Raw genomic sequence first — 20755 nt, 5'->3', positions numbered from 1 at the left:
CCATCCTTTAGAATTCATATGCTAATCTCCTTAACGCTCTATCAACTGCACGAGCATCACTCGATGTAGCACTTATATTAATTGTGTTATACATCTTTTTGGATTGATCAAATGTCTTTGAAACAGGAGAGCTTTGGTAATCTTGCATATTAGGTATCGCTGCGTGTGCCATGTTGTTTGTTGCCGCAATTACAGAACTGATGTTACTCTCCATCCCTTCAGCTAACCCTTCAGGAATCCATTTACCCACATCCATCATCACTCTTGAAGGAGAATTAATGTCTAAAGCACTTTCGATTGTACTACTAACCGCATCTGCGATTTCTCTCGCCTTGCTAATGACAGATGATTTCATACTATTCATACCATCAATAAGCCCTTCAATTGCATTCTTACCAATACTAGGAAGGTCATCTTTCATTGCATTAAACTCTTCGGTAGTTCCTCCCCTAATTTCTTGAACTTTTTTAACAAAATCAAGCTTTACTAGTTCCAATTGTCCCTTTGAATTAATATGAAGCTCATTAATTTTTTGCTGTGTATCTAATTTTAAGCCTTCTAATTCTCCAACTGCTTGTTGTCTGGCAAGTGAACTTTTTTCTTTCCATAATTGTTCATAAAGAGTTAAATTTTCATCAGAAAGAGATAATAAAGCCTGTATCTCGGGTAGAGCATTCGGCCCCATTTGGCGCAGTTCTTCAAGTAAACCTTCATCAATCCCACGCTTCGCTAGTTCTTCTATGCTCGATGACCAAGTATCAATTTGATTAACTTGACCTTCAAGGTTCTTCAAGAGTTGTTGTCCTGTAATATCTGCTTTATTTACTACCTCATCAAACAACCCTGCAAAATCACGAATTGATGCTGTTCGTTCTTCAACAGCCTTCTCATATACACCATTTAGTCGTTTTTCTTCTTTTTCCACATTAGAGTTGATTTCTTGAGTTTTTGAAAGAAACTCTTCACTGGCAGCAGTAAGCTTAGAATGAATCTCTTCACGCACTCGAAATACATTTTGTTCTGCTTCAATGCGTTTACTCGAACCTTCATCGTACCTTGCTGTTACTTGTTCCCATGCTGCGAGTTCTTCAGTAAGAGAAAGTTCGTTCAAATCTTTGCGCGCATTTATCCATGCCTTTTCACTTTCAAACATTTGCTGATCGACAACACGTTTGGCATCTCTTAAATTGAGACTAGCTTGTCTTTTTTCTTCCTGGCTTAAGACAAATTCATTTTTTACGTATTCCCATATTGCAACCTCTTCCTCGGCTGTTATTTGCTCACGGTCTTGTTGTTTTTCGATGTATTCCTCAACGCTTTTATAACGATCTTTCGCTTCTTTTTCTGCTATTTTACTTAATTCTTCGAGTTGTTTTTTGCTTGATTTGATAGGTTTTTTCATATCTGGAACAATTGATTCAGCTAATATTTTCGCTTGTTTTTCAACATCTGCAATGGTACTGTCTATTCCTTTTATAAGACCTTCATTTATATTCTTACCATATCCTTCAAACACTCGTGAAGGTGAGTTGATATCTAAATCTCCAGTGAAAGTGTCTATAATAGAATTACCTATACCTTTAACTGCTCCCCACAACTCAGCTCCCATAGATAATATCCCGTTGATAAGTCCTTGAATGATGTCTTTTCCGATCTGTAAAAGATCCACTTCTCCAAGTGTTTCTACAATTTCAGGGATAATATCTGTGAAAATTGCCTCACCAAGTTGGAACGCGATTGAAACGATCCCAGCAATTAATTCTAGTAATATATCAACTCCTGCAGACAAGATGTCAGGAAGGTTTTTAGCTATTGTAGAAACAATTTCAGCAACTAATGTAATGGCTGCACTAATTAATTCTGGTATTCTGTCAATGATCCCACTTACTAACGACTTAAGTATGTTTACACCTGATTCAATGATCTTTGGTAAATTTTCTACCAAAGTTTTCACAGTATTATCTATTAGTCCAATTGCTGATTTAGTTAACTCAGGTAATGTTGCTAGAATCCCGTCTATCAGCGCCAACAATACTTCAACACCAGTCTCCAAAATTCCAGGTAACAACTCGATTACTTTATCAATAATGGTATCTACAACAGTAACGGCCATATCAACTAAATTAGGTAATGTTTGACTCAATCCTTCGATCAGTGAGGATAGCACTTCTGACCCTGTATCTAAATACTTTGGTACTGCATCTAATACTGTTTCAATAATGACATTAACTAAGGTTAATGCTTCTTGGGCTAAGCTAGGTAACATTTGATTTAAGCCATCTACTAATGTGCCCACAAGCTCTATCCCGACATCCAATAATTGAGGTAAATACTCAGCTATCCTTTCAATGGAACTTGCCAATAATGATTGCCAAGTCTCAATAAACATAGGCAAATTGTTAATAATACCCTCAACAAGGTTGGTGACTAATGACATCCCTTTATCAACTAGAGTACTAGCAACGGCATTTAACCCTTCACCAATTGAATCGAAACTTTTTACCAATTGAATGTTCTCGTTTATCCATTCACCTATCGTTGTTAAGAATTCGATAACCAATGTTACAAGTGGTGTTAACACTAATGCTAAATCTGCTAAAACCATTTGTAATTCCAACTGGGCTTCTTGTTGAGCAACGAGTTCAGGATTGAGTTTTTTGTATTCATCATAAGCCGATGATAAGCCTAGTTCAGATAGTTGCTGTAGCACATAATCAGTTTCAGAACCGTTTTTCTTTGCTTCTGCTAAGCCTGCATTGAATGTGTCCAGGCTTACACCACTACGTTCTAATAATTCACCAAACTGGCCAACAGCTTCACCTGTTGCGAATGTCTCTTGTAAACCATCAGCAATTCCTTCTGTTTTTAATGTGTCAGAAAAGCGAATGGCAGCACCGTTTATCTCGTCAATCACTTGAGATATTTGCTGGTCTGAAAAGTCTGTGGCCATTAAGTTAGACATCGTTTCTACTGCTGAGTCTGTTTCTCCTGATACAGCCGCAATTTTTTGAAAGCCTTCTTCAACACCTTCTAAGTCATAACCTGCATTTGAAGCATTTGTTTTTAGTTTAGCTAAGTCTTTATTCAGATCTTGCATACCTGCAACAAGACCGCCAATTGCTGCTGCTCCTGCTACAGCTCCTCCAGCTAAACCTTTAAATGCTGTTTCGGATGCTTCTCCCATTTTTTTTAGGGCTTTTTCAGCTTGTTTAGACTCCTTCTCGACCTTATCAATGTCATCTGCAGCCTTATCAGCTCCACGACTTTTACCGACATCATCCATTTTTTTACGCAAGTTATCAAGTTGGCCTTCTGTTGCGATGACTTCACGCTTAAAGGCACGATATTGATCTTCGCCAATGTCCCCACGTGCAAATTGTGTTTCCACTTGAGATTGAGCCAAGCGTAATTTATCTAAACGATCTGTTGTATTGTCCACTTGATCCGCTAAAACCTTTTGTTTCTGAGCAACTAATTCAGTGTTACCTGGATCAAACTTAAGTAATCTTTCAACGTCTCGTAGTTCGGTATTTAATTGTTTACTTCTTTTATTCACATCTTTTAAGGAGTTTTGTAAACCAACCGTGTCACCGCCAATTTCAACAGTGATACCTTTTATTCTTTGTGCCATGTTCTCACCTCACTTTAAAAAGCATCAAAGTCGCTTTGACTAGCTTTTCTTACACGTTTTTCAGGTGGCTTTGACATTTCTACAGTCTCATCAATAAAGTCAATGCACATGCCAATTGTCATGTCTTCAAGATCACCCTTTGACAATTCAGCTTTTTTACATAAGTAAAGGAACTTTTCAGTGGAGATTGTTTCTCCACTGCTAGTTCCCTCGTTTACTTTTTTTTAGATTGTAAGGTTTTCACGATCATGTCTTGAAGCTCTGGAAGAATCTCTATAATTGGAAATTCTTCGAATTCATCTAACCAACTTAATGGATCACCAATGGACTTATCAGCCGTCTTAGCCATTGTCCACGCGATATTATAAAACACATCAAAATCAATTTCTTTCAAAACCTTATCTTTACTACCTTTCAAGTCGGATAATTTCAGGATTTCAGAAAAATAATCCTTCCCAAACTGAGCTTTATATCTCATTGGTACTGCCGCAGTCGCCTTAAAACGAACATCTCTTCCATCAATATGGATCACTTTTTCCATTATGCAACATCTGCCTTTTCATAAACTTCGTCATACCATGCATCATAAACTTCCTGTTTAGTGGTTGAAGATGTTTTTGTTTTCACATGCTTATCTGTTGTTCGTGGACTTGCGACGAATTTTAATTCTTTAGTGTTAGGATCAGAACTATTTGTTTTCGTAGATGATTTATCTGAAGGTCTATTCGCAGTACAATTGAACAAAACATGCCTTACTGCTTTTATATCTCCGTCAAATTCAAACAGCAATGCAAATGGCTTAGTCTTTGCATCCGCCACTTCAGAAATAACCCCATCCGTTTCATCCTTAATCTCGCCTAAACAATCGATTGCAAACTCTTCGGGGATGTTAGCAATCGATAAAGTTCCATCATAACCCTGATTACTTTTCGCAACGTAATACAAAATATTATCTGCATATAACTCAGTAAGCTCCCCACGTGGATCTAGCGTAAGCTCTACACCTCCAGGAATAGGAATTGGTGTGTCATAAGTAATTGTTCCATTTGCTTCAGTATAGGTTGCATAATGGACATTTTCTAATCCAAAAGTGACTTTGTTTTCGGACATCTTATATCAACCTCATTTCGTATATTTTTTGAAATAATTGTTCAGACTCAATAAAAGTCTCCGTTGATTCCCAAGGAACCTGATTGTCATTTAAAGCTGCTTCAATAATAGCTTCAGCAACTAAATCTTTTTTTGTTGTGTAAAGCTCAATTTGAATATTATCGATATTCTTGTAAACTTTGTTATCAGCCATGAAATTAGAAGAATACGAGGCTAAATAACAGATATACGGAGGTAATTGTGTTTCTTTAAAATGCGAATAAGCAATAGGTAAGCCTGTTGCATCCAATATCTGTTTCAATTCCACAAGAGTCATGAGCTTATACCTCGCTCTAATTTCTTAACAAAATCATCCACAGCCTTTTCCTCGGCTGGCCTTATGTGTACGATTGGTGGCACACGACCACCGCCAACTTTTGCGTGTCCGTGTTCAAGTAAATGAGTGAGTTGATAGTTTGTTTTATTGTGAACAATGATTTTATTACCAACTCGCTTAATGCGCCATCCCTTGCGATAATTCCCCGTTAATTTTGGAGACGGGTGTTGCTTTAATGTAGACACAAGCTCTTTAGTAACCTCTTCTTTAGCCGTTTCCACCTTTTTATTTACATCATTATGGTATTGTTGTAGTTCTTCTTCTAATGCTTTTTGCAACCCGTTAATGTTAATCATTTAAACACGCTCCTTTGCAATAATAGTAAGCGTAAGATTACGTTCATTATCATTAATAGGAGGATGAGTAATGTCAAAAATTCGATCCATAAATCTAATTTTCATAGAAGGATCAATGTCAGATCGATAACGAATGATGAAACGAGATGTTCTTTCAGCATGTGCAGCAGACGCAGCAAAATATTCTCTACCTTGCATTGTCTTAATATCAGACCAACAAGTTACGTAATCATCATCTTTCTCAATCTTTTGACCAAGTTCATCTTCAACCATCTCAGTTTTAATAAAAGTAATTCGATGTCTGAACTGGCCGGAATTCAGTTTAGGCTTATATTTAAACGGCTGCATCTGTATCACCCTCTAATTGGATCTCTTCAAGTGCCTTCGATACACTTAAACTATTGATCTGATTTAAAAAGTTGGTATTAAAGAATTCTAAAGCATCATTGTAAACGTATCGTGATCGCTCGAAAACTAGCTCTTTAAATTCCTCATCAGTGTTAATATCGTAATCACCACATATACGAATTAAACTATTATTAGACGCAGAAAGGATGCGTCTTAGGTTTTCATCTTCGTCATCACCTAAATGCATCCTTTCCTTAAATTCTGTTAAAATATAATCCGCAATGCTCATCTTATTCCCCCTGTTTAACAGGAGTTTGAAGTTGCAAGATTAACTTAATACGTTCTCCTTCGTTTTTTGCGCTTTTTGGATCACCGTTTAAATCTATAATTATTTTCTCTTGTTCACTTTTGGTCATATTTTTCAATTCACTTTCAGAAAAAGACTCATCAGATCCATCATCTTTTAAATCACTTTCAATTTCCTCAATGAATATTTTCCGATATTTAGGATGTTTCTTTGACAGCTCATCAATTCGTTTTTCTGTTGGTTCCTCGTTATCTTTAGGATACTCTTCTCCAACCTCATAAAAAGAGTTTGTTTCTTTATCTATAAAATTATTAATTACTTTATAAGGCATCTATAATTACGCTCCTTTCATTTTAAGCTGTAGGTGTAAAATCAATGTCTAAATCATAAACCAATGCTGCTTTATTATCTTTTGGTTTACCGTTTGCGAACTGTTTGATTGTATATAATGTTGCATCTTCAATCGCAAGTGTTTGGTCGAACTTCTTCAGTTTGTACCCACCAGCAATTGCTGCAAGGTATTCTCCTCTTACAAAGAAGATAGCTTTACCTACTGGTACTTCTTCGCACTCCACAGGTTGAATGTTGTAAGGTAGAGCCATAATCCATTGACCATTTGCTGTTTGAATGGTGTTCCTAGCTTGTACACCAATAGCATCCACAGGATTGACTACCATAACTATTCTGTTTAATACTTTACGTGATTTATCGTTAGTATCAGTAGATAACTTTTTGATAACGTTGTACAATTCCCCTGCTACAATTTCGCCCTTTTCAGAAGGAGCAAATGTAAGTGTACCAGATGATGCTTTGTCAGATACTGCTCCGTTTTCAGCAACGTCTTTAATAAGTCCAATTGGTTGATTAACACTAGGTCCTCCACCGTTTACAAAGCCAAATTCTAATCCAACAGAATAGGACTCTACTAACACTGTACGGACATAACGCTCAACCCACATAGGACCAAGTTCAACCATGTCATTTGGTATTGCAGCAAATGCTGTTAATTTCATTTGTCCAATTTGTTCTTCTCTAAACGCTGCATTTATTTGACCTTTAATTTCTCCGAATAATGGCCCCCATGCATAAGCCTTAGTTGGATCAGAATAAATAAAACGAGTTACAGCTCCCAGATCTTGCAATCCTAACGCAGAAAGTAAAGGATGCTCTGTTATTAAATCTTCAAATATACGCTCTTGCGTTGTCACTGGAAGAATTGAATCATCGTTAAATCCTCCATCAACTACAACTGCATTAAAGAATTTGGTTTCCTCTGAGGTTAAAACGTTTTGCCCACGTTGTTGAAGAATTGAGCGATCCAACATTTCATCATTCACTTGAGAACGAACAGAATTTACTACTTCGTTTTGTAATGCATCAAAATAATTTTGAAATGCTTCTGCTTGTTCAGATTCTGTACTTTCAGCATTTGAAAGGGCTGTTGTTAATTTCTCTTTTGCATTTTTAAATTGCTCAGATTTATTAAATGTAATTGTCATGCTTTTTTCCTCCAATTTTTTATAAATTTAAAAAGAGCTTGCTCAAGTTGCTGTTTCTCACAGGTTCTTGTTCAGGCTCTTTTTGAGATTGTTTCTTCAATTGTTCTATTTCATTCTTTAATTCATTAAACATTTCTTCATAATTTGCATTATTAGCTACAACTGATGGTTCTTGCATTGTGACAAGTTTATTATTAAACTCTTTTGCTTTGTTTTCGAAGATTTCTGATTCTACCTCTTCAACTTCAGCGTTAATAATTTCATCAATTAACCCGATATCCAATGCATCCTGTGCAGTGAGATATGTTTCTTCATCCATTAACTCCTTCATCTTATCAGCATCTACTCTTTTGAGATAAGATTGCATTGCTGAATGACTCACTTTATCAAGATTATCAGCAGCCTTCCGTAATTCTTTAGCATTCCCATAGGCCAGTGTACTAGCATTGTGAACCATAATCATTGTATTAGCATGTGCTATTACTTTATCAGCTCCCATACAAATGACTGATGCTGCACTTGCTGCAATACCAGTTATCGTAATTGTTACATTACCTTTGTGGTCTCTTAAAGTATTACACATATCTATTCCTAAAAATGCATCGCCTCCATAAGAGTTAATTGACAATTCAATGTCCTCATCATCTTTTATGGATTTCATACGATAGTCAAAATCCCAAATGCTAGAATTCCATCTAACAATGTCTCCTTTGATTCTATGCTTCATTCTTCTCACCTCCTTCACTAGATTGCATTTCAGTATAGTTTTTCGTGATGTAGTGTTTATCCAAGTTAGTATCATTCGATGGTTCAAAGCCTGCTTCTTGTCTAATTTCATTTCCAGTAAAGGCTCCAGAAGAAATAAGCTTATCAATACTACTTGCAAGGTCAAATAGATTCCTATATGAAATACTCTGAATCTCAAGTTTTTGGCCATTCAAGTATTCTTCCATGGTGAAAAACTTGACGTTACCCTCATCTGCAACCTTTTTTAGCAAGGGCTTGACCGTAAACAACATATAGTTTTTTGTTTGTTTTTCTACGTCTGCCATATCACCATGCAGTAGGCTTATAGGGATACCAATCGCCATTGCTACTTGATCAAAGAATCCATTCGTTACTTTGTTGATCTCATCCACGCTCTGACCATTCTTTGCATTTCCACCTGATAATTCTTTGTACTCAGTACCCTTTTGTTGTGGAACAATCGCTATATCTTTCTCTCCAATAGCTTTATACATATTATTAATAAATTCTTGTAGTTTGGCTTGATGTTCTGGGGTTTTTGCAGCTATCATATCCATATCAACTGTGCCGCGTATTTGATTTTTTCTTTTTTGAGAGTTTAATATTTTACCGAACAAGTCACCATAATCAGTAAATAACCCATCAATCAATGGTGATAACTTTTCATTTCGATATTTCAAGTGAAAGACCTCATTTTGTCGGAAACTACGTTTGAAAAGATAATTTTTCACAGTAACATTCGTAAAAGTATCCTCTAAAACTGCATATTCATTATGCTGGAAATCATCAGCAATAAGTAGGTCCCCATCATCAGCTTGAATAATCAAACACTCATTATCATAAACAAGCTTATGAATAAATGTTTCCCAAAAGGTGCTTGAGGTCATGTTTTTATTCGGCCTAACATTTAAACGATAATACAACTCATCTTTTTCAAGAGTGGTACCATTCTTGATTTTAAATTCTGATTGACTTATGGTTCTACCCAAAAAAGCAATACATGTGTCTATGGCTAATTTCTTCATGTGAATTCTGTTTGATGTATCTTCAAACATTTCAATATCAAACATAAAGCCTAACTCGCTATTCCGTTTCAATATCGCATCTAAAAACCCAATTATATTCACCTCCCTTTAGAATTTTATGTCACCAATAAAGAAGTCCACATCATCCACCAGAATATTATCTGCTTGCCACAAGGCATGTATAAACGCATGGAACCCATCCGTCTTACGCCTAACTTCATCCTTCTTTAAATACTCTTTGTTGCCGTCTTTCTTGATGTGTACATAAACGTTATTGGTGTACCAACGCATCAAAGGATTGTCAGCAAAAATAATGTTATGATTAGCAAACATGGTTTCAACTCTCGGTGCAAGTAAAGAATGAATGGCTTTTGGATTCCGTATATATAATAATTCAAACCCTTCTGCTTCTAATGCTGTTTTAACCAGGTCTAAACGAAAAGTATCAGCTACGATTGTATTGACTCCATATTGCTCTCTCATCTTCACGAACCAACTTACAATGTTAGAAATATTAATAACTGGCTCATCTAAAATCGTAAGAAAACCCTGTTTCTCCCACTCTTTAATTGGCACCTTTAGCTTTACATTATCCAAAAACCCTTGTCGTACAAATGAATGTGTTTTCCACACATAATCATCCCCAACCTTAAACAACAATCCAACTGCAGCAAAGTCTTTAATACTAGCAAAATCAAGACCACCAACTGCAGTTCGATGTTGCAATTCTGGAAATGGTCTGTTTGTTGCCAATATGTCGTCCCATGATGCGACCGTTTTGTTTAAATCAACTTCTGGGTAATTCATCCTCTTGGTCATGAACTTTTCACGATTTGAAGGGTTATTAGCCAGTTGCTTGTATTGTGTGAGAACCTTTTTAAATAACCCTTTTGCATATACGCTTTTAGGCTCGCTGAACATAGGGTTAGCCTTTTCCCACTGTTCAGGATCATCTAATTCTTTGGGATCATCTATCTTGCAGATAAAAGGGAAGAACGGATCATCAAGTTCTTTTCCTTCAAGCACATTCAATGCTCGTTCTTTCGTCTTGTCGAGAAATCCTTCTCTTACAAATCCATCTGTACCAATAAAAAATTCCCTAGCATTTGGCACTTTACCAAGTCCACTAGAGAATACACTTACAATATCATCATTTTCGTATTCGTGAATTTCATCGTAAATCACACATCCATCTCTGAAACCATCTTTTGTTCCTGCGTTCGATGTGTGAAACTGCATCAAACTTTTCGTTTTGTTATTCTTGATTTCTACTTTAGTTTTATAAAATAAATCTTCAAGAACTCCTTGGCCTTCAATTGTGTCATAGACCTCATTAAAAGACATTTTAGCTTGCTTCTCTGAGTTGGCAACAATTGACACGTTGTATTTTGGTATCCCGTGAAGCTCACTAATCAAGAAATGAGTTAATGCTGAAATGAATCCATTCTTCCCAGCACCACGCGCCATCATGATCAAAAACTGCTCATAGAATACTGAATCATCTTCTTTATAGAATAAAAAAACAAATGCTGCCAAAAACTTTTGAAACGACTGTAAAGGGAAGTACCATTTCTCTGTAAACTTGATGAAATTATCAATCATCACATCATCGAAGTATAAGTCATTTCTCGTTAGTATGTGTTTTTCCAGGTATTCAATCAACATGACACGCTCTTTATTCAGTTTGATTTCACCTGATTTATACTGACGGATATATTCATCTACATGTTTATTGCTAATCATATTAAATCATTAGCAGAGCGCTTATTCTTTGGTTGATCATCATCTTCTAAAGGTGAAGCTTTTAAACCAAGTGCATCTAATATCTTAATCATTCGATCATTGGTTTTATGCAAATCGTTGATAGAAGGGTTAGATTTCGGACCATGCATACCAGAGACTTTTATACCTATAGATTCAATATCATCAATTAATTCACACTTTAAATCCCATAATGATAAATAATCTTGTATCAAGTTTTCATAATGATTCCCTCTAACAGATTTTTCTTTCAACTGCGTATTCAAGTCATTTTCTATCCGCCTTCTTAAAGTTCCTCGTTTAATTTTTGGCATCCGACAACCCTCCTTTCAACTTGAAATTTTTCCCAATAAATTAATTCACGGAATTTTTGCTGTAAATTTGGAAAGTAGAGTACCTCCCCGTTCCTGTGGTTCTGAAGAATAGCCCAAACCTTTTAATGGGGGGGCTATCACCACTTCTCATCATCCCATTCTTTCTTTTTACTCTTAGAAAAACGCCTGTGTTTCTTGTTGTGGCATTTAACACAAAGCGTTTCTAGGTTATCAAGTTCCAACGCTAACTCAGGATGTGTATAGATCTCTTTGATATGGTCCACGTCTAAACGTTTATGTTTATCTGGATCATGATTGTCTGTGTAGACTCTTCCTTGTCGTTTACATTCCTGGCATTCGTAATTATCACGTTCTAACGCTTTCATCCTTGTTGATTGCCAAGCACCTGACTTGTAGAACTTTTTCTTTTGTTCCTTAGTTTTGTACATGCATGAATAACACCTCAGTATTGTTATATTTAAACAGAAACGGTAATGACCTTTTCAGCTCTGTCACTAGCTAAGCTTTGGGGTTCAGCGTACCCGCAAGAATTTAAAGTCCCCAAAGAACCTACTTTTATATATATAAAACAGTCTACCCATTGTGGATAGACTGTCTTCATAACTAATAAAGTTGTAAAATATATATATTATAATTTTCTTTGTTAATTTAAACTTGCTGATAGATTCTGTAGCATTTCTGGTACTCCATAAATTCCAAAGAGAAACAAACACACTAACGCAGTTAAACTCACTAAACCCTGCAGCACATTTCCTCGAAGTTTTAATATAAATCTGCTTATTACGATAACTATTATTACTGGTAATACAAAATACTTTAGAATAACTGGGATTACTGCTAGTCCCAAAGCAATAAACGAACCAGACACTATACTAGAAATTTCTTCTCCCATTAAATATCCGTCTCCTTTCATCTACAATATTCTACAAAAGGAGATAATTCCCTTCAAAAAATACAGAGAATAAGAATTAGAGAGGTGATCATTGGTAAAACTGCCTAATACCATAATAACACCTTAAATCCCTAATGCTCTGCCAGCTTTCTGCCACTTTTCTGCCACTGATTAAAATATCTATATTATTATTAATGAGTTACCCATATCTTATATTGTGTGTAATTCCCCTAGAGGCTGAAAGCCTTGATACACATAACCTCATGCCACTTCCTAAAAATGAGTTACACACTACCTTATTGAAGAGAATTAGAGAGATCATAAAGATAAAATAAAAGCTCACCCTATTTATGAGAGTGAACTATATTTTAAAGTTTTTAATTGCCTTATTCATTGCATCCTGGTCTATCCCAATATACCTTAACGTGAATGCTGGGTCACTGTGATTCAATATTTTCTGTAATAATGCAACATCCCCTGTTTGCTTGTAAAGGTGATAACCGAATGTTTTCCTTAATGTATGTGTGCCTATATCATCCAACCCTACATAATCTGCAACATCTCGTAGGATCTTATAAGCCATGCTTCTTCCGATGGGTTTATTAATCCCTTCACGACTCTTAAACAAATACTCGTGATCTTCCATACCTTCAATATAAAGCTTGAATTCACGTTGTAATTGAGGTGTCATATCAATACGTTTTTTCTTTTCTGTTTTAATTTCTATAATATTGAAATATGATCGTTTAGCGTCTTTAACTCGTAAAGGAAGAATATCTGATATACGTAGACCAGAATTAATGCCTGTTACAAACAACATGTAATTTCGGTAACTCTGTTCTTTTAAATAGCGTTTAATTTCAAATATCATATCTGGATCTCGGATAGGTTGAACGAAATTCATTCTGTATCACCTTCTTCTTGTTCGTATACTTCAACTCTTAGAGCTAAAGCAAGCTTATAAAAAGCACGCTTCTTGATCCTGTAGTAACTTCTCTCACTCATACCTATATCGTTATATATCTCATAATCACATACATCTTCTTCGTTCATATACCTTTTAATAATGATGGCTCTTTCTTGATAACTTAATCGATTGACAGCTCGTTGCACCTTCTGTATATATCTCTCTTGTTCTATTTCGTAATCTACTTTAGATATAGCAGCATCTTCAGTAAATGATCTAAATTCATTCGTTGGTGAGGATGGTACAAATGAAAAGGATTGTGTTACTTTCGGTTCAAATTGCTCTGGAACACTCAATAAATATATTCTGTATTGCTCAAATGCTCCTTCTACACGTTCTTTTGTGGCTCCAGCATCTATCTTAGGTAATACAAATGTTAATTGTCTCTTTTTATTTTCCTTGTTGTTACTCTTTGTCATTTGACCACTCCTCACTATTGTTATCTTGAACGAAAAGCTCCACCAGGTCCTCGATAATAACGATCTTTATATTTATCAATGAGGTTTTCCCATTCACGGGTAGAAAGTTCTTCAGTGTTCTTCTTTTTAACATTCTTCCTTCGTTTACGATTCTTAGGTAAGTGAACGTTAACTTGGTTTTCAGTTGCCCACTTATCCATCTCTCCTTTGATCGTTCTCATTCCTTTCATCTCCTTGTTACATATAAAAAAGAACACCAACCATACAGCTAAATTGCTGTAATGATCAGTGTCCTCCTGTTGTCAGGTCGGACTTATAATCTTGTTTTAACGGTAGTAATGATATCTTTTGCTTCTCCTTGGTGCATGACAACTACCGTTTCTCCATGCTCTGGAAGATCATGAGCTATCAATTCACCATTTTTAACAACATATAGTTTTCTTTTATTCTGCAAATCTATTTCATCAATCTTTCTTTTCACTGGTGAACCTCCCTGCTATAAACTATCATTTTCTAATCCTTAAGTTCCCATCTATCATCAGAGATATCTTCTATAAATTCAGATAAGTCTTCTTCCCAAAGACAATACATCATTTCGATCATGAATGATGCTGTCCTAGTAGCTCCCGTTTCGAAATCTTTTACTTCAGTCATTGCATATTTTAGGTTATTAAAAAAGACTTGCTTGTCCCTGATTTTCACATGTTGTACTCTATCTCCCGATGAATCCTCATAAACCATCTCAGGATGACTTTCAAAAATGTTAATTAGCAATTCTTTATCAATTTTAACAATGAGATCGTCATTACTTTCTGTAACACGTACTCCTGGTACTGTTTTTCCCATCTAATCGCCTCCATCTATCTTGTGTTTACTAAAAATCACGACCTAATCATTCCATTAGTCACCATATATGCTAAAATATAATTTTATTATTAATTTGGAGAAGAAAAACTTATGGAATTTATAGAAACTATATTCAAGACAATATTTAGGGTGTTAATTACAATACCAATTTTGGTTGGTATATACGCATTAATTAGTTTACCTTTTGCTTTCTTTAAATATATGTTTGATAAAGAGAGACCTTTTCTAATAACCTGGTCTAATACCATGATAAAAGTAGAGTCTTTTCATATTATTATTGGACGAATCTTATTTATTGCACTGATTGGATTGTTAATCTATACAACTTTTTACTAATGGTGTTTAACTATCCATTGAATAAATCATTTAATTCTCCAAAACTATCATTAAGTTTCCTTAGCTTTATTTTTTTCTTCAATTCGACGTGCTTCAGCTTTCAATTGAAGTGCTTTTGTTCTAAGATTTCCTGCCCGATCATAATCACCTTTTGCTTCAGCTCGTTTTGACCATGTTTCCCATAGCCCTGCTCTGTCCAAAAGTTTATTTACTTTACTACTCACAACCTCGTATCTCCTTTCGCTAATGGACATAATTGCTATTATGTTTCATTAATTTTACAATCTAATATTTTGCTATATAATAAATGGTAAGGATTTCTATAACATAAAAAATTCATGTTTGGAGCGATTAACATTGGGCATCTTAGCATTTATTGTATTAACTGTGCTTTCGGTGATACCTGTGGCCATCATATACTGGATAGGAAAGTTTTTCAGAAAGCAACGATCCGTTTAAGCTAAGTTTCTTCATGTGAACGCCCTCCATTCTTGGGGCGTTTTTTGCTTTAGTAACCACAATGCTTATTTAGTTTCCTTAATATTCAATATTTTCAAGTGTCTGTTTGTTATAATAAACAATATGTGTATTTTTCTATCAATTAAACCTTATTAACAGGAGTGGGACTAAAAATGTATAATGTATTTTTCTATTTATTTTTTTTCGTAATCGGCATAACTATTTTATATTGGGTGATTAAACTAGCTGTTAAGAACGCTATCAATGAATCAAAAATTAATAAATAGAAAACATGTATTGTTTTGACACCTTCAATTTTTTGGAGGTGTTTTTTATCAAACTAAATTACTCTGAGTTTAATAAAAATAAAATATTTTACTTGGTCATATATCAGTTGCATCTTCTAACTTTTTGCATTTATTAATAACAACTATTACTGTAAAAGGACTGTGAAACTATGAGTAATTGCAAATGCAAAAATGAGAAACCTTTAGAGTCATTTAAGGATCAATCATTAGAAAAATTAACTTTATTTTCCAACTCTATGTTTATGCCTCAGGCTGTTTTAACTTTACCTCCTATATTGGTAAAAAAAGGTAATATTATACATTTAAATTCCGTTGTTACTTTAGAAATTACTACTGATGGTTCGGGTTTGCCCGTAAATATTAACATAGATTATATCCTCCAAAGAATTAGCAATAATGGAACACCAATAAATTTAGCTACAATTGGATTACAAAGAGAATTCAGCAATCAAGACGATAATTTAACTGATACTATAACCCCTAACCTAACTTGGGTTGATTATCCTGATACTGGTTTGCATATCTATCGAATATTTATTCAAGATGCTGGACCATGTGTCGATATAGATACCATTTGTGCTCAAACTCGTGCTTTAAATGCGCTAGTTATTAAACACTAATTTATTTTTTTGTAACCACAATACAAAATAAGTCTTATAAGTTAAAATTATCCACAGCATTATCCACAAGGTCTTGACTAATTCCTATATACCGCAAGGTAACTGAAGGATGACTGTGGTTAAATATTTCTTGCAGTAAGGCGACATCCTTATATTTCTTGTAAAAGAAGTATCCGAACGTCTTTCGCGTTGAATGACAACCGCATTCTGACACACCAACCTCCTGTGCTGCTTCATTTAGGATTTTCCATGCTTGAGATCGTTTAATATGGTCTGAACCACGGAATGACTTAAATAAATAATCATTGTCATTCAAGTTGATCGTGTACTCGTTTGCTTCTGGAGTTCCTTGTTCAATTTAAATCCGTTAGACTTTTTAGTTTTTTGCTCAGTAATAACCAAGTGACTTTGGTTTTTTACATCTTTTACTCTTAACTTGAGTAGATCACTAATTCTTAGACCTGTATTAATCCCCATCGTGAATAAAAAGTAATTGCGTTTGCTTTGTTTTAAAAGTGTTAGTTTCATAGCTTCGATTTGTTCAACGTTTCTAATGGGTTGGACTACTTTCAAGCTTATTTCACCTTCTGGTATATTATTTTGATTGATTTTCAAGTAATTTTTTTATGTCTATGTCTTCGTAATCTTCTCGAATAATTTCCTTTTGAAGTTCAATTTGTTCCTTTTCTTCCCTCGTCATAACTCCCTAACCCACTCTGAATTAGATTTATCTAGCAATAACACTCCCCAGTTTTTTGTAAAGGGATTCTCTACCTTTACTTGCTGCTTGTTAATACCAGGTTCATATATTGTGATAATAGAGAGCGTTTCACGATCATTTGAAATACCTTTATGCATAGCTACTTGTCTCGTATCTGCCATTACAAATGCCTCCCTTAAGCTCTGTTAATGATTGGGGAATGACTACTTACTCTTATATTTTTTCATTCTTTCAAGGAGTTTTTCTTTTTCTGCTTCAAAATCAATTGTTTCACCATGATTCTTACCTTCACTAGATTGACTTTGATTATCTTCAAACCAATGAGGCAATATCTCCTGTCTAGTTGGATGTTGACCTCCATGAGCCGTTCTTTTCATTTGTTGTTCTTTATGGGCTAATGTTGCTGCATTCACTTGTTCCAGTGTTTTCAGACCAGCATTAAACCATGATTTTAATATTGCCTCAACATACGCCCATTTTTTTGTACCTTGCTCAACTGCTAGTTTCATAGCTTCAATAACAAGGTCTTGCGAAAGGTCATTAATCCATCCTGTGATTTTGTCTGCAATATAACTTCCGATTGTGCCAAAGCCATTTTGTTCAAAGAAAACAAATGGGTTTGGACCTTGTTGTTTGTGACCTACTATATCTTTTGGTTCATTGGAATTTTGATTTCCTAAATTTTTTTCATCGATTTTGTCAGCCAAGTTATTATTATTCTTTTCTTTTTCTTCTTCTTTTTCTTCTTCTTTTTCTTTTTCTTCCCCCAAGTCTATAGATAGTCCATCTATACGGTATCCATATCGTTCTAATAGGGTTATATAAAGGTTTCTAAAGGGTTCATGTTTAACCTGAGCTACTTCTTTAGCAATACATTTTTTTACCTTTGGAGAATTGATGAAGTTATATTTAATCCAATTCAAAATGATGATTTCTTTCGTTGCTTCGTTATAACGGATTTTTCCATACTCGGTAAATCGTTGTAGAAGCTTTTCAACTGTTTCTCTGTTATATCCAGTCTCCGTTTCAATAATTCTCTTAGGAAGCTCGTAAATACCGCATTGAGTGGTCTTGCTGTTTGTCATAAGGTACACGTAAAAATACTTTTCTTCTGGAGTAAGATCCAACACAAAAGCATCCTGCCAAAATTCACAATGTACTTGTCTATATACCGCCATATAAAATCACTCCACCCTTTATCGTTTGGTTTATTTGTTTTTAAAGGTTTTTTCAGCAAAAGAATAATTGATAACATAGCTAGTCCATCTTTTGCATATTATTAAGTATGATTATTCAGTACAGCTTGAAGCCTTAATTTATCAATGATAAAATTAAGCTAGTTTATTTTTGTTTGTGTGTAGTAAGCTGTTGGTCCAGCTTACTGCTATTTCTTTATGTTCAAGAGCTTTCTGCAAACAAATACGTCTATTTTTAGTTAATCTTTTTTCAATATTCAGTAAACGAACTTCTTTACGATCCCCAGATTTAGATAAAACTTCAATTAGTTGCACTATGATTGCTTCATGATTCATTAACTCTAATAACTGTTTTTTTATAGGGTTATCATAATTTATGATTGTCATAATCATTCACCTCCTTAAAAATGAGAGATTACTAGTTATGTAGAATTATGATGCCAATTTCTTCTTTGGAATCCATGCTTCAATGTATTTAATTGCTGATGCTAACTCTCTTCTTTTCAGATCTCTATAACTTGCTACACCAAATCGATCTTTAATGTCTCGATGGAGTTCCCTGAACAATTCTTTTCGATCGCCCTTATCAAGGGTTAGCTCGTACACTTTTGCACCTACAGCTTTTTGTACTCTTCTTTGCTGCCCACTATCCAAGGTTACTTGCTCATCAACTTTGTATTCTAATTGCCTTATTTTGTTATCCAACTGATCTACTTTCTCAGAGTTTTCTAAAGTTAATCTCACTGATGCTAATAATTGTTCCCTCGCTGATAACATTTTTGTTTCTTGTTTAACCCTGTAGTAATCATCAACTAACATTTCATATGCTTCCCATGCTTTATCCGTATTTAATGATTTAGCATGAAGCCAGGCACCTTTTTCAGTCCAGAGATATAATTTATTGAGGTTAGGCGCGATTCCTAAATTTTCGTATTCGCGTTTGAAATTTCTTAGTTCATTCCCAGCAAGTAAGATAAAATGCTTATCTTCTAAGAAACGTTGTTGGTTATTTGCAAAGTTGTTATTTAACATTTTTATTGTCGCGCCATACTGTTCAGCAAGAATTTCACTTGTAAGCAACCTTTGTCCATTTTTTTCTATAATTAGTGATTTGATCATATACTCACCTCGATATTTATTAAAATAAAATTACTTGATATCATGGCTCTTTCTCATATTCTCTAATCTCTTCTCTTCTTCAATTTCCGCATTCAGTTTTAATTGTTCTTCAACAGAAAGCGAATCCCATATATCCCAAAGAGCATTATAAAAGTCTTGTAAACGTCTCTGACTTTCTTCTTTTGTCATTGGTGGAGGAGCAACAATTTTAACTACTGTTTTTCCAAATTTGTATGTAGCTAAATACTCCTTTTTTTGTTCGTTTTTTTTATTACCCATAGACATTTCCCTCCTTGGAATATGTCTATGATCTATTTTGGATTGGACAACACTATAAATTCCATTCACTATGAATCCCCCTAACATTTGCAGTTATTAATAATCTTAATATTGTTCATTTTGTACAACTTAAATCAAGATCTACTTTTCTACTAATTCATTTAATGTAATCTCAAAAACCAAAGTAATTTCATGTGCCATATCAATAGTTAATTTTCTTTCACCCCTTTCGATCTTACTTAAGGCAGAAACTGATATATACAAAAGGTCTGAAAGCTCTTTTAAGGTTAATCCTTTTTCATTTCTTATCTCTCTAATTCTATTTTTCATTGTCCACCTCGCAAGAATTGTACGTTTTGTCCAATTGTTATTTATATTATATTTGTACAAAACGTACAATGTCAACACTAGTTATGAAAAAATTTGAGTTAAATTGTTCAAATTGGCAAATTTCTTTGTTACAATTAAAAGAGGTATTGGTACTCTTACTTAGAAGGGTAGGCAAGTTAATGAAATATGAAGTTATTGGTGAAAGACTGCGTACAGCACGAGAAAACAAGGGTTTTACACTTAAAGAAGTGGGTGAAATATTACAACTAACATTTTCTGGAGTGTCAAAGTTTGAACGTGGTGAACGTAAGCCATCTATAGAAATCCTTGAAAAGTTTGCTACAACTTATAACGTAACTTTAGATTATCTGCTAGGGAATTCAGATGATCCAACACTAACATCTGAACAGGAAATTAAAATTTCAGCAGAAGCTAAAGAGTTATATGAAATTATAGAAAGTCTCCCAATTGAAAAAAGGGAGGAAATTATTAAAGAAGTTACAGCCTATGTAAAAATTAAATCAGCACAAGAAAATTTATAAGCTCCCTCATTTCATAGAGGCAGCTTTTTCATTTTTTATCTTTTCTATAAGTTGAACAGCGTGTTGATTATTTAATTCTTTGTATTTAGCTAATTTTTGAAGTGTTATTAACAAGTCAGTTTTCATACATAACTACCTCTCTATCCTTTGCTTTAATATTTTTACTGTTTTCTTTTTCAGTTAGTTATCAATAACCAATGTTTAGAGTATAGTGGACAACAAAATTAACCCTATGACTTTTGATGTCCACTCTTTAAAACGATTG

At 34.5% G+C, this 20755-nt stretch carries 29 protein-coding genes and 1 pseudogene; 2 read left to right on the top strand and 28 right to left on the bottom strand.

The window, feature by feature from the left end; all coding sequences use genetic code 11:
• Positions 1 to 7: 7 nt before the first annotated feature.
• The 21 genes from SLH48_RS03355 to SLH48_RS03255 all read right to left on the bottom strand — a co-directional run bounded on the left by SLH48_RS03355 (position 8) and on the right by SLH48_RS03255 (position 15140).
• On the bottom strand, positions 8 to 3631 hold the full coding sequence (locus tag SLH48_RS03355) for a hypothetical protein (protein WP_320257007.1): 3624 nt from the start codon (positions 3629 to 3631) through the stop codon (positions 8 to 10).
• A gap of 214 nt (positions 3632 to 3845) precedes the next feature.
• The gene (locus tag SLH48_RS03350) at positions 3846 to 4172 is read right to left on the bottom strand and encodes a hypothetical protein (protein WP_320257006.1); all 327 of its coding nucleotides are present in this window, start codon (positions 4170 to 4172) and stop codon (positions 3846 to 3848) included.
• Entirely contained in the window at positions 4172 to 4741 is a 570-nt protein-coding gene (locus tag SLH48_RS03345) for a major tail protein (protein WP_320257005.1), read from the bottom strand. The genes SLH48_RS03350 and SLH48_RS03345 overlap by 1 nt, the downstream gene beginning before the upstream one ends.
• 1 nt (position 4742) lies before the next feature.
• The gene (locus tag SLH48_RS03340; protein WP_320257004.1) at positions 4743 to 5057 is read right to left on the bottom strand and encodes a hypothetical protein; all 315 of its coding nucleotides are present in this window, start codon (positions 5055 to 5057) and stop codon (positions 4743 to 4745) included.
• Positions 5054 to 5413, bottom strand: coding sequence for an HK97 gp10 family phage protein (locus tag SLH48_RS03335; protein ID WP_320257003.1), 360 nt, complete (start codon positions 5411 to 5413; stop codon positions 5054 to 5056). Before SLH48_RS03335 ends, SLH48_RS03340 begins: the two co-directional genes overlap by 4 nt.
• On the bottom strand, positions 5414 to 5761 hold the full coding sequence (locus tag SLH48_RS03330; RefSeq protein WP_320257002.1) for a phage head closure protein: 348 nt from the start codon (positions 5759 to 5761) through the stop codon (positions 5414 to 5416).
• Positions 5748 to 6050 (bottom strand): hypothetical protein, encoded by a 303-nt coding sequence (locus SLH48_RS03325; RefSeq protein WP_320257001.1) that lies wholly within the window; start codon positions 6048 to 6050, stop codon positions 5748 to 5750. Before SLH48_RS03325 ends, SLH48_RS03330 begins: the two co-directional genes overlap by 14 nt.
• 1 nt (position 6051) lies before the next feature.
• Complete coding sequence (locus SLH48_RS03320; RefSeq protein WP_320257000.1) at positions 6052 to 6399, bottom strand: hypothetical protein; 348 nt, start codon at positions 6397 to 6399, stop codon at positions 6052 to 6054.
• Positions 6400 to 6421: 22 nt separating this feature from the next.
• Positions 6422 to 7567 (bottom strand): phage major capsid protein, encoded by a 1146-nt coding sequence (locus tag SLH48_RS03315; RefSeq protein ID WP_320256999.1) that lies wholly within the window; start codon positions 7565 to 7567, stop codon positions 6422 to 6424.
• 19 nt (positions 7568 to 7586) lie between these two features.
• Entirely contained in the window at positions 7587 to 8294 is a 708-nt protein-coding gene (locus SLH48_RS03310) for a head maturation protease, ClpP-related (protein WP_320256998.1), read from the bottom strand.
• Positions 8284 to 9441, bottom strand: coding sequence for a phage portal protein (locus SLH48_RS03305; RefSeq protein ID WP_320256997.1), 1158 nt, complete (start codon positions 9439 to 9441; stop codon positions 8284 to 8286). The genes SLH48_RS03310 and SLH48_RS03305 overlap by 11 nt, the downstream gene beginning before the upstream one ends.
• Before the next feature lie 6 nt (positions 9442 to 9447).
• Positions 9448 to 11082 (bottom strand): terminase TerL endonuclease subunit, encoded by a 1635-nt coding sequence (locus SLH48_RS03300; protein WP_320256996.1) that lies wholly within the window; start codon positions 11080 to 11082, stop codon positions 9448 to 9450.
• On the bottom strand, positions 11079 to 11414 hold the full coding sequence (locus tag SLH48_RS03295; protein ID WP_320256995.1) for a hypothetical protein: 336 nt from the start codon (positions 11412 to 11414) through the stop codon (positions 11079 to 11081). Before SLH48_RS03295 ends, SLH48_RS03300 begins: the two co-directional genes overlap by 4 nt.
• Positions 11415 to 11551: 137 nt before the next feature.
• Positions 11552 to 11863 carry an HNH endonuclease signature motif containing protein gene (locus tag SLH48_RS03290; protein ID WP_320256994.1) on the bottom strand — a complete coding sequence of 104 codons (312 nt, stop codon included), beginning with the start codon at positions 11861 to 11863 and terminating at the stop codon, positions 11552 to 11554.
• Between the two features lie 215 nt (positions 11864 to 12078).
• Positions 12079 to 12348 (bottom strand): hypothetical protein, encoded by a 270-nt coding sequence (locus tag SLH48_RS03285; RefSeq protein ID WP_320256993.1) that lies wholly within the window; start codon positions 12346 to 12348, stop codon positions 12079 to 12081.
• A 340-nt stretch (positions 12349 to 12688) separates the two neighbouring features.
• Entirely contained in the window at positions 12689 to 13231 is a 543-nt protein-coding gene (locus tag SLH48_RS03280) for a site-specific integrase (protein WP_320256992.1), read from the bottom strand.
• On the bottom strand, positions 13228 to 13713 hold the full coding sequence (locus SLH48_RS03275; RefSeq protein ID WP_320256991.1) for an ArpU family phage packaging/lysis transcriptional regulator: 486 nt from the start codon (positions 13711 to 13713) through the stop codon (positions 13228 to 13230). Before SLH48_RS03275 ends, SLH48_RS03280 begins: the two co-directional genes overlap by 4 nt.
• Before the next feature lie 20 nt (positions 13714 to 13733).
• Entirely contained in the window at positions 13734 to 13934 is a 201-nt protein-coding gene (locus tag SLH48_RS03270) for a hypothetical protein (protein WP_320256990.1), read from the bottom strand.
• A 92-nt stretch (positions 13935 to 14026) separates the two neighbouring features.
• Entirely contained in the window at positions 14027 to 14194 is a 168-nt protein-coding gene (locus tag SLH48_RS03265) for a DUF3954 domain-containing protein (protein ID WP_320256989.1), read from the bottom strand.
• Between the two features lie 32 nt (positions 14195 to 14226).
• Complete coding sequence (locus tag SLH48_RS03260; protein ID WP_320256988.1) at positions 14227 to 14559, bottom strand: hypothetical protein; 333 nt, start codon at positions 14557 to 14559, stop codon at positions 14227 to 14229.
• 407 nt (positions 14560 to 14966) lie between these two features.
• On the bottom strand, positions 14967 to 15140 hold the full coding sequence (locus SLH48_RS03255; protein ID WP_320256987.1) for a hypothetical protein: 174 nt from the start codon (positions 15138 to 15140) through the stop codon (positions 14967 to 14969).
• A 692-nt stretch (positions 15141 to 15832) separates the two neighbouring features.
• On the opposite strand from SLH48_RS03255, the gene SLH48_RS03250 reads away from it, so the two are divergent.
• Positions 15833 to 16303, top strand: a complete 471-nt coding sequence (locus tag SLH48_RS03250) for a hypothetical protein (RefSeq protein ID WP_320256986.1) — start codon at positions 15833 to 15835, stop codon at positions 16301 to 16303.
• 34 nt (positions 16304 to 16337) lie between these two features.
• On the opposite strand, the pseudogene SLH48_RS03245 reads toward SLH48_RS03250, so the two are convergent.
• The 7 genes and pseudogenes from SLH48_RS03245 to SLH48_RS03215 form a co-directional block, all read right to left on the bottom strand.
• Positions 16338 to 16876: pseudogene (locus tag SLH48_RS03245) on the bottom strand (site-specific integrase).
• A gap of 123 nt (positions 16877 to 16999) precedes the next feature.
• A complete protein-coding gene (locus SLH48_RS03240) occupies positions 17000 to 17185 on the bottom strand; it encodes a hypothetical protein (RefSeq protein WP_320256985.1) in 186 nt (61 codons plus the stop codon).
• 42 nt (positions 17186 to 17227) lie between these two features.
• The gene (locus SLH48_RS03235; protein WP_320256984.1) at positions 17228 to 18202 is read right to left on the bottom strand and encodes a DnaD domain protein; all 975 of its coding nucleotides are present in this window, start codon (positions 18200 to 18202) and stop codon (positions 17228 to 17230) included.
• 153 nt (positions 18203 to 18355) lie between these two features.
• Positions 18356 to 18607 (bottom strand): hypothetical protein, encoded by a 252-nt coding sequence (locus tag SLH48_RS03230; RefSeq protein ID WP_320256983.1) that lies wholly within the window; start codon positions 18605 to 18607, stop codon positions 18356 to 18358.
• Between the two features lie 45 nt (positions 18608 to 18652).
• Complete coding sequence (locus SLH48_RS03225; RefSeq protein WP_320256981.1) at positions 18653 to 19339, bottom strand: ORF6N domain-containing protein; 687 nt, start codon at positions 19337 to 19339, stop codon at positions 18653 to 18655.
• Between the two features lie 30 nt (positions 19340 to 19369).
• A complete protein-coding gene (locus SLH48_RS03220; RefSeq protein ID WP_320256980.1) occupies positions 19370 to 19618 on the bottom strand; it encodes a hypothetical protein in 249 nt (82 codons plus the stop codon).
• Positions 19619 to 19759: 141 nt separating this feature from the next.
• Entirely contained in the window at positions 19760 to 19948 is a 189-nt protein-coding gene (locus SLH48_RS03215) for a helix-turn-helix transcriptional regulator (protein ID WP_320256978.1), read from the bottom strand.
• A gap of 179 nt (positions 19949 to 20127) precedes the next feature.
• On the opposite strand from SLH48_RS03215, the gene SLH48_RS03210 reads away from it, so the two are divergent.
• Complete coding sequence (locus tag SLH48_RS03210; RefSeq protein WP_320256977.1) at positions 20128 to 20490, top strand: helix-turn-helix transcriptional regulator; 363 nt, start codon at positions 20128 to 20130, stop codon at positions 20488 to 20490.
• The last annotated feature ends 265 nt before the right edge of the window (positions 20491 to 20755 follow it).

Source organism: Cytobacillus sp. IB215316, from assembly GCF_033963865.1.
GTDB lineage: Bacteria > Bacillota > Bacilli > Bacillales > SM2101 > Nanhaiella > Nanhaiella sioensis.
Note: the sequence above shows the minus strand (reverse complement) of the source record. Positions and strands in the feature narration are given on the sequence as shown.

Excerpts from the sequence above, each read along its gene's own strand:
- SLH48_RS03355 (WP_320257007.1), bottom strand. The coding sequence starts at position 3,631 with ATGGCACAAAGAATAAAAGGTATCACTGTTGAAATTGGCGGTGACACG.
- SLH48_RS03350 (WP_320257006.1), bottom strand. The coding sequence starts at position 4,172 with ATGGAAAAAGTGATCCATATTGATGGAAGAGATGTTCGTTTTAAGGCG.
- SLH48_RS03345 (WP_320257005.1), bottom strand. The coding sequence starts at position 4,741 with ATGTCCGAAAACAAAGTCACTTTTGGATTAGAAAATGTCCATTATGCA.
- SLH48_RS03340 (WP_320257004.1), bottom strand. The coding sequence starts at position 5,057 with ATGACTCTTGTGGAATTGAAACAGATATTGGATGCAACAGGCTTACCT.
- SLH48_RS03335 (WP_320257003.1), bottom strand. The coding sequence starts at position 5,413 with ATGATTAACATTAACGGGTTGCAAAAAGCATTAGAAGAAGAACTACAA.
- SLH48_RS03330 (WP_320257002.1), bottom strand. The coding sequence starts at position 5,761 with ATGCAGCCGTTTAAATATAAGCCTAAACTGAATTCCGGCCAGTTCAGA.
- SLH48_RS03325 (WP_320257001.1), bottom strand. The coding sequence starts at position 6,050 with ATGAGCATTGCGGATTATATTTTAACAGAATTTAAGGAAAGGATGCAT.
- SLH48_RS03320 (WP_320257000.1), bottom strand. The coding sequence starts at position 6,399 with ATGCCTTATAAAGTAATTAATAATTTTATAGATAAAGAAACAAACTCT.
- SLH48_RS03315 (WP_320256999.1), bottom strand. The coding sequence starts at position 7,567 with ATGACAATTACATTTAATAAATCTGAGCAATTTAAAAATGCAAAAGAG.
- SLH48_RS03310 (WP_320256998.1), bottom strand. The coding sequence starts at position 8,294 with ATGAAGCATAGAATCAAAGGAGACATTGTTAGATGGAATTCTAGCATT.
- SLH48_RS03300 (WP_320256996.1), bottom strand. The coding sequence starts at position 11,082 with ATGATTAGCAATAAACATGTAGATGAATATATCCGTCAGTATAAATCA.
- SLH48_RS03295 (WP_320256995.1), bottom strand. The coding sequence starts at position 11,414 with ATGCCAAAAATTAAACGAGGAACTTTAAGAAGGCGGATAGAAAATGAC.
- SLH48_RS03290 (WP_320256994.1), bottom strand. The coding sequence starts at position 11,863 with ATGTACAAAACTAAGGAACAAAAGAAAAAGTTCTACAAGTCAGGTGCT.
- SLH48_RS03285 (WP_320256993.1), bottom strand. The coding sequence starts at position 12,348 with ATGAAAGGAGACGGATATTTAATGGGAGAAGAAATTTCTAGTATAGTG.
- SLH48_RS03280 (WP_320256992.1), bottom strand. The coding sequence starts at position 13,231 with ATGAATTTCGTTCAACCTATCCGAGATCCAGATATGATATTTGAAATT.
- SLH48_RS03275 (WP_320256991.1), bottom strand. The coding sequence starts at position 13,713 with ATGACAAAGAGTAACAACAAGGAAAATAAAAAGAGACAATTAACATTT.
- SLH48_RS03270 (WP_320256990.1), bottom strand. The coding sequence starts at position 13,934 with ATGAGAACGATCAAAGGAGAGATGGATAAGTGGGCAACTGAAAACCAA.
- SLH48_RS03260 (WP_320256988.1), bottom strand. The coding sequence starts at position 14,559 with ATGGGAAAAACAGTACCAGGAGTACGTGTTACAGAAAGTAATGACGAT.
- SLH48_RS03250 (WP_320256986.1), top strand. The coding sequence starts at position 15,833 with ATGAGTAATTGCAAATGCAAAAATGAGAAACCTTTAGAGTCATTTAAG.
- SLH48_RS03240 (WP_320256985.1), bottom strand. The coding sequence starts at position 17,185 with ATGGCAGATACGAGACAAGTAGCTATGCATAAAGGTATTTCAAATGAT.
- SLH48_RS03235 (WP_320256984.1), bottom strand. The coding sequence starts at position 18,202 with ATGGCGGTATATAGACAAGTACATTGTGAATTTTGGCAGGATGCTTTT.
- SLH48_RS03230 (WP_320256983.1), bottom strand. The coding sequence starts at position 18,607 with ATGACAATCATAAATTATGATAACCCTATAAAAAAACAGTTATTAGAG.
- SLH48_RS03225 (WP_320256981.1), bottom strand. The coding sequence starts at position 19,339 with ATGATCAAATCACTAATTATAGAAAAAAATGGACAAAGGTTGCTTACA.
- SLH48_RS03220 (WP_320256980.1), bottom strand. The coding sequence starts at position 19,618 with ATGGGTAATAAAAAAAACGAACAAAAAAAGGAGTATTTAGCTACATAC.
- SLH48_RS03215 (WP_320256978.1), bottom strand. The coding sequence starts at position 19,948 with ATGAAAAATAGAATTAGAGAGATAAGAAATGAAAAAGGATTAACCTTA.
- SLH48_RS03210 (WP_320256977.1), top strand. The coding sequence starts at position 20,128 with ATGAAATATGAAGTTATTGGTGAAAGACTGCGTACAGCACGAGAAAAC.